3 rRNA genes are annotated in these 5,431 nt (G+C 57.6%); all 3 read left to right on the forward strand.

Annotated features, from left to right (window positions below):
- Nucleotides 1-160: 160 nt before the first annotated feature.
- The 3 genes from HGA03_RS18370 (at nucleotide 161) to rrf (ending at nucleotide 5,372) form a co-directional block, all read left to right on the forward strand.
- Nucleotides 161-1,681, forward strand: a 16S ribosomal RNA gene (locus HGA03_RS18370).
- A gap of 363 nt (nucleotides 1,682-2,044) precedes the next feature.
- A 23S ribosomal RNA gene (locus tag HGA03_RS18375) occupies nucleotides 2,045-5,155 on the forward strand.
- Nucleotides 5,156-5,255: 100 nt separating this feature from the next.
- A 5S ribosomal RNA gene (rrf, locus tag HGA03_RS18380) occupies nucleotides 5,256-5,372 on the forward strand.
- Together the 16S, 23S and 5S rRNA genes form the textbook arrangement of a ribosomal RNA operon.
- Nucleotides 5,373-5,431: the final 59 nt, after the last annotated feature.

The following is a 5,431-nucleotide window of genomic DNA, read 5'->3' on the forward strand; positions in this document are numbered from 1 at the left end:
GGTGAGGGGTGTTGAAGTCTTTGGTTGACTGGATGCGATCTGGACCCCGTCCGGGTCGTGTTCGATTAGCCGAATCTGAACGGTGCCTTGCATGTGAGTGTGGGGTGCCACTTTGTGTGTCGGTTGCTCGCCGCTTTTGGGTGGTGGGTGCCATGAGACATTCACGGAGAGTTTGATTCTGGCTCAGGACGAACGCTGGCGGCGTGCTTAACACATGCAAGTCGAACGGTGAAGCCCAGCTTGCTGGGTGGATCAGTGGCGAACGGGTGAGTAACACGTGAGTAACCTGCCTTTGACTCTGGGATAAGCCTTGGAAACGGGGTCTAATACTGGATACGAGACGCTCGGGCATCCGAAGTGTCTGGAAAGATTTATCGGTCAGAGATGGACTCGCGGCCTATCAGCTTGTTGGTGGGGTAACGGCCTACCAAGGCGACGACGGGTAGCCGGCCTGAGAGGGCGACCGGCCACACTGGGACTGAGACACGGCCCAGACTCCTACGGGAGGCAGCAGTGGGGAATATTGCACAATGGGCGCAAGCCTGATGCAGCGACGCCGCGTGAGGGATGACGGCCTTCGGGTTGTAAACCTCTTTCAGCAGGGAAGAAGCGAAAGTGACGGTACCTGCAGAAGAAGCGCCGGCTAACTACGTGCCAGCAGCCGCGGTAATACGTAGGGCGCAAGCGTTGTCCGGAATTATTGGGCGTAAAGAGCTCGTAGGCGGTTTGTCGCGTCTGCTGTGAAAACTCGAGGCTCAACCTCGGGCCTGCAGTGGGTACGGGCAGACTAGAGTGCGGTAGGGGAGACTGGAATTCCTGGTGTAGCGGTGGAATGCGCAGATATCAGGAGGAACACCGATGGCGAAGGCAGGTCTCTGGGCCGCAACTGACGCTGAGGAGCGAAAGCATGGGGAGCGAACAGGATTAGATACCCTGGTAGTCCATGCCGTAAACGTTGGGCACTAGGTGTGGGGCTCATTCCACGAGTTCCGTGCCGCAGCAAACGCATTAAGTGCCCCGCCTGGGGAGTACGGCCGCAAGGCTAAAACTCAAAGAAATTGACGGGGGCCCGCACAAGCGGCGGAGCATGCGGATTAATTCGATGCAACGCGAAGAACCTTACCAAGGCTTGACATACACCGGAAACTTCCAGAGATGGTTGCCCCGCAAGGTCGGTGTACAGGTGGTGCATGGTTGTCGTCAGCTCGTGTCGTGAGATGTTGGGTTAAGTCCCGCAACGAGCGCAACCCTCGTCCTATGTTGCCAGCGGGTTACGCCGGGGACTCATAGGAGACTGCCGGGGTCAACTCGGAGGAAGGTGGGGATGACGTCAAATCATCATGCCCCTTATGTCTTGGGCTTCACGCATGCTACAATGGCCGGTACAAAGGGCTGCGATACCGCAAGGTGGAGCGAATCCCAAAAAGCCGGTCTCAGTTCGGATTGGGGTCTGCAACTCGACCCCATGAAGTCGGAGTCGCTAGTAATCGCAGATCAGCAACGCTGCGGTGAATACGTTCCCGGGCCTTGTACACACCGCCCGTCAAGTCACGAAAGTCGGTAACACCCGAAGCCGGTGGCCCAACCCTTGTGGGGGGAGCCGTCGAAGGTGGGACTGGCGATTGGGACTAAGTCGTAACAAGGTAGCCGTACCGGAAGGTGCGGCTGGATCACCTCCTTTCTAAGGAGCATCTGACACCTGCCGGTTGGTGGGTGTGCAGAGGCCATGCTCGGACCGTTCGCGTTCGGGGTGGTGCTCAAGGGTGGAACATCAACTGCGGTTGCCGGCTGGTTGCTGGTGCCTAGTACGGCCTCGCTTGCGGGGTGTGGAACGGTGCTGGTGGTTGGTTGGTGGTCATGGGCACACTGTTGGGTCCTGAGGGAACAGCCCGCTTTGGTGGGAGGTTGCTTCGACGGGCCTGGTTGACCTTGTCAAACCGCCGCTCGGATCTTTGGGTCTGGGTGGTAGGTGCGGGTTGTATCTGGGGATCGTTCGTTGTTTGAGAACTGCACAGTGGACGCGAGCATCTTTGTATGTCTTTGTGGTCAAGTTTTTAAGGGCACAGGGTGAATGCCTTGGCACTAGGAGCCGAAGAAGGACGTTGTAGCCTGCGATAAGCCTCGGGGAGTTGGCAAACGAACCGTGATCCGAGGATTTCCGAATGGGGAAACCCCGCACGAGTCATGTCGTGTGACCCGCACCTGAATATATAGGGTGTGTGGAGGGAACGCCGGGAAGTGAAACATCTCAGTACCGGCAGGAAGAGATATTCCGTGAGTAGTGGCGAGCGAAAGCGGATCAGGCCAAACCGTATGCGTGTGATAGCCGGCAGGCGTTGCGTATGCGGGGTTGTGGGACCTTTCGGGTTGTTCTGCCGAGCAACCAAGGAGTTACAAAGTCGTGTCATAGTCGAAGGGCATTGAAAGGCCCGGCACAGAGGGTGGTACCCCCGTAGACGAAATGGCATGGCCTCCTGAAGGGGATCCCAAGTAGCACGGGGCCCGAGAAATCCCGTGTGAATCTGGCAAGACCACTTGCTAAGCCTAAATACTACCTAGTGACCGATAGCGGACAAGTACCGTGAGGGAAAGGTGAAAAGTACCCCGGGAGGGGAGTGAAATAGTACCTGAAACCGTGTGCCTACAATCCGTTGGAGCCTCCTTAGCAGGGGTGACAGCGTGCCTTTTGAAGAATGAGCCTGCGAGTTAGTGGTACGTGGCGAGGTTAACCCGTGTGGGGAAGCCGTAGCGAAAGCGAGTCCGAATAGGGCGATCGTAGTCGCGTGCTCTAGACCCGAAGCGAAGTGATCTAGCCATGGGCAGGTTGAAGCGCGGGTAAGACCGCGTGGAGGACCGAACCCACTTGGGTTGAAAACCGAGGGGATGACCTGTGGTTAGGGGTGAAAGGCCAATCAAACTTCGTGATAGCTGGTTCTCCCCGAAATGCATTTAGGTGCAGCCTCGCGTGTTTCTTGCCGGAGGTAGAGCTACTGGATAGCCGATGGGCCTCACCAGGTTACTGACGTTAGCCAAACTCCGAATGCCGGTAAGTGAGAGCGCGGGAGTGAGACTGCGGGGGATAAGCTCCGTAGTCGAGAGGGAAACAGCCCAGACCACCAGCTAAGGCCCCTAAGCGTGTGCTAAGTGGGAAAGGATGTGGAGTTGCACAGACAACCAGGAGGTTGGCTTAGAAGCAGCCACCCTTGAAAGAGTGCGTAATAGCTCACTGGTCAAGTGATTCCGCGCCGACAATGTAGCGGGGCTCAAGTACACCGCCGAAGCTGTGGCATTCACACATACTGCTAGGCCTTCGTGGTCCAGGCGTGTGGATGGGTAGGGGAGCGTCGTGTGGCGGGTGAAGCTGCGGGGTAACCCAGTGGTGGACGCTACACGAGTGAGAATGCAGGCATGAGTAGCGAATGACGGGTGAGAAACCCGTCCGCCGAATGACCAAGGGTTCCAGGGCCAGGCTAATCCGCCCTGGGTAAGTCGGGACCTAAGGCGAGGCCGACAGGCGTAGTCGATGGACAACGGGTTGATATTCCCGTACCGGCGAAGAACCGCCCATACCGAGCCCGGTGATGCTAAACGCCCGAGCCCAGGCACCGCCCACTTCGGTGGGCACCGTCTGGGGGAGCGCGTGACCCGATCCGGTAGTAGGTAAGCGTATTAACAGGAGTGACGCAGGAAGGTAGCCCGGCGTGGCGATGGTTGTCCACGTCCAAGGTTGTAGGGCGAGTGGTAGGCAAATCCGCCACTCACATAGCCTGAGAACTGATGGTGACAGCGTATGCTGGAAGAGGGTGATCCTATGCTGCCGAGAAAAGCTTCGACGCGAGGTTCTAGCCGCCCGTACCCTAAACCGACTCAGGTGGTCAGGTAGAGAATACTAAGGCGATCGAGTGAATCGTGGTTAAGGAACTCGGCAAAATGCCCCCGTAACTTCGGGAGAAGGGGGGCCTGAAGCGTGAACCGACTTGCTCGGGGAGCGTGGAGGGCCGCAGAGACCAGGGGGAAGCGACTGTTTACTAAAAACACAGGTCCGTGCGAAGTCGCAAGACGATGTATACGGACTGACGCCTGCCCGGTGCTGGAAGGTTAAGAGGACGGGTTAGCCGTAAGGCGAAGCTCAGAATTTAAGCCCCAGTAAACGGCGGTGGTAACTATAACCATCCTAAGGTAGCGAAATTCCTTGTCGGGTAAGTTCCGACCTGCACGAATGGCGTAACGACTTCCCCGCTGTCTCAACCGCGAACTCGGCGAAATTGCACTACGAGTAAAGATGCTCGTTACGCGCAGCAGGACGGAAAGACCCCGGGACCTTTACTATAGCTTGGTATTGGTGTTCGGTGCGGCTTGTGTAGGATAGGTGGGAGACTGTGAAGCCGGCACGCCAGTGTCGGTGGAGTCAACGTTGAAATACCACTCTGGTCGCTCTGGATATCTAACCTCGGTCCGTAATCCGGATCAGGGACAGTGCCTGGTGGGTAGTTTAACTGGGGCGGTTGCCTCCTAAAATGTAACGGAGGCGCTCAAAGGTTCCCTCAGCCTGGTTGGCAATCAGGTGGCGAGTGCAAGTGCACAAGGGAGCTTGACTGTGAGACTGACAGGTCGAGCAGGGACGAAAGTCGGAACTAGTGATCCGGCGGTGGCTTGTGGAAGCGCCGTCGCTCAACGGATAAAAGGTACCCCGGGGATAACAGGCTGATCTTGCCCAAGAGTCCATATCGACGGCATGGTTTGGCACCTCGATGTCGGCTCGTCGCATCCTGGGGCTGGAGTAGGTCCCAAGGGTTGGGCTGTTCGCCCATTAAAGCGGTACGCGAGCTGGGTTTAGAACGTCGTGAGACAGTTCGGTCCCTATCCGCTGCGCGCGCAGGAAACTTGAGAAGGGCTGTCCCTAGTACGAGAGGACCGGGACGGACGAACCTCTGGTGTGCCAGTTGTTCCGCCAGGAGCACGGCTGGTTAGCTACGTTCGGAAGGGATAACCGCTGAAAGCATCTAAGCGGGAAGCCTGCTTCAAGATGAGGTTTCCACGCCCCTTGTGGGTGAGAGGCTCCCAGCTAGACCACTGGGTAGATAGGCCGGATGTGGAAGGCAGGACTAAAGACTGCCGCAGCTGACCGGTACTAATAAGCCGACAACTTCACCACAACATCTTTGCTACGCGTCCACTGTGCGGTTCCCGAACCGCGAACACCCCTTGTGCCCGACCAGGGCTCGAAGGTGTGGTGTTTGATAGTTCGATAGAGTTACGGCGGTCATAGCGAAGGGGAAACGCCCGGTCCCATTCCGAACCCGGAAGCTAAGCCCTTCAGCGCCGATGGTACTGCACTCGCCAGGGTGTGGGAGAGTAGGACGCCGCCGGACACCTTTCACGAAAGGCCACCCCTGATGGGGTGGCCTTTCGTCGTTTCCGGACTTGTGTG

Origin of the sequence: Cellulomonas denverensis (assembly GCF_012396125.1) — a bacterium.
Classification (GTDB): domain Bacteria; phylum Actinomycetota; class Actinomycetes; order Actinomycetales; family Cellulomonadaceae; genus Cellulomonas; species Cellulomonas denverensis.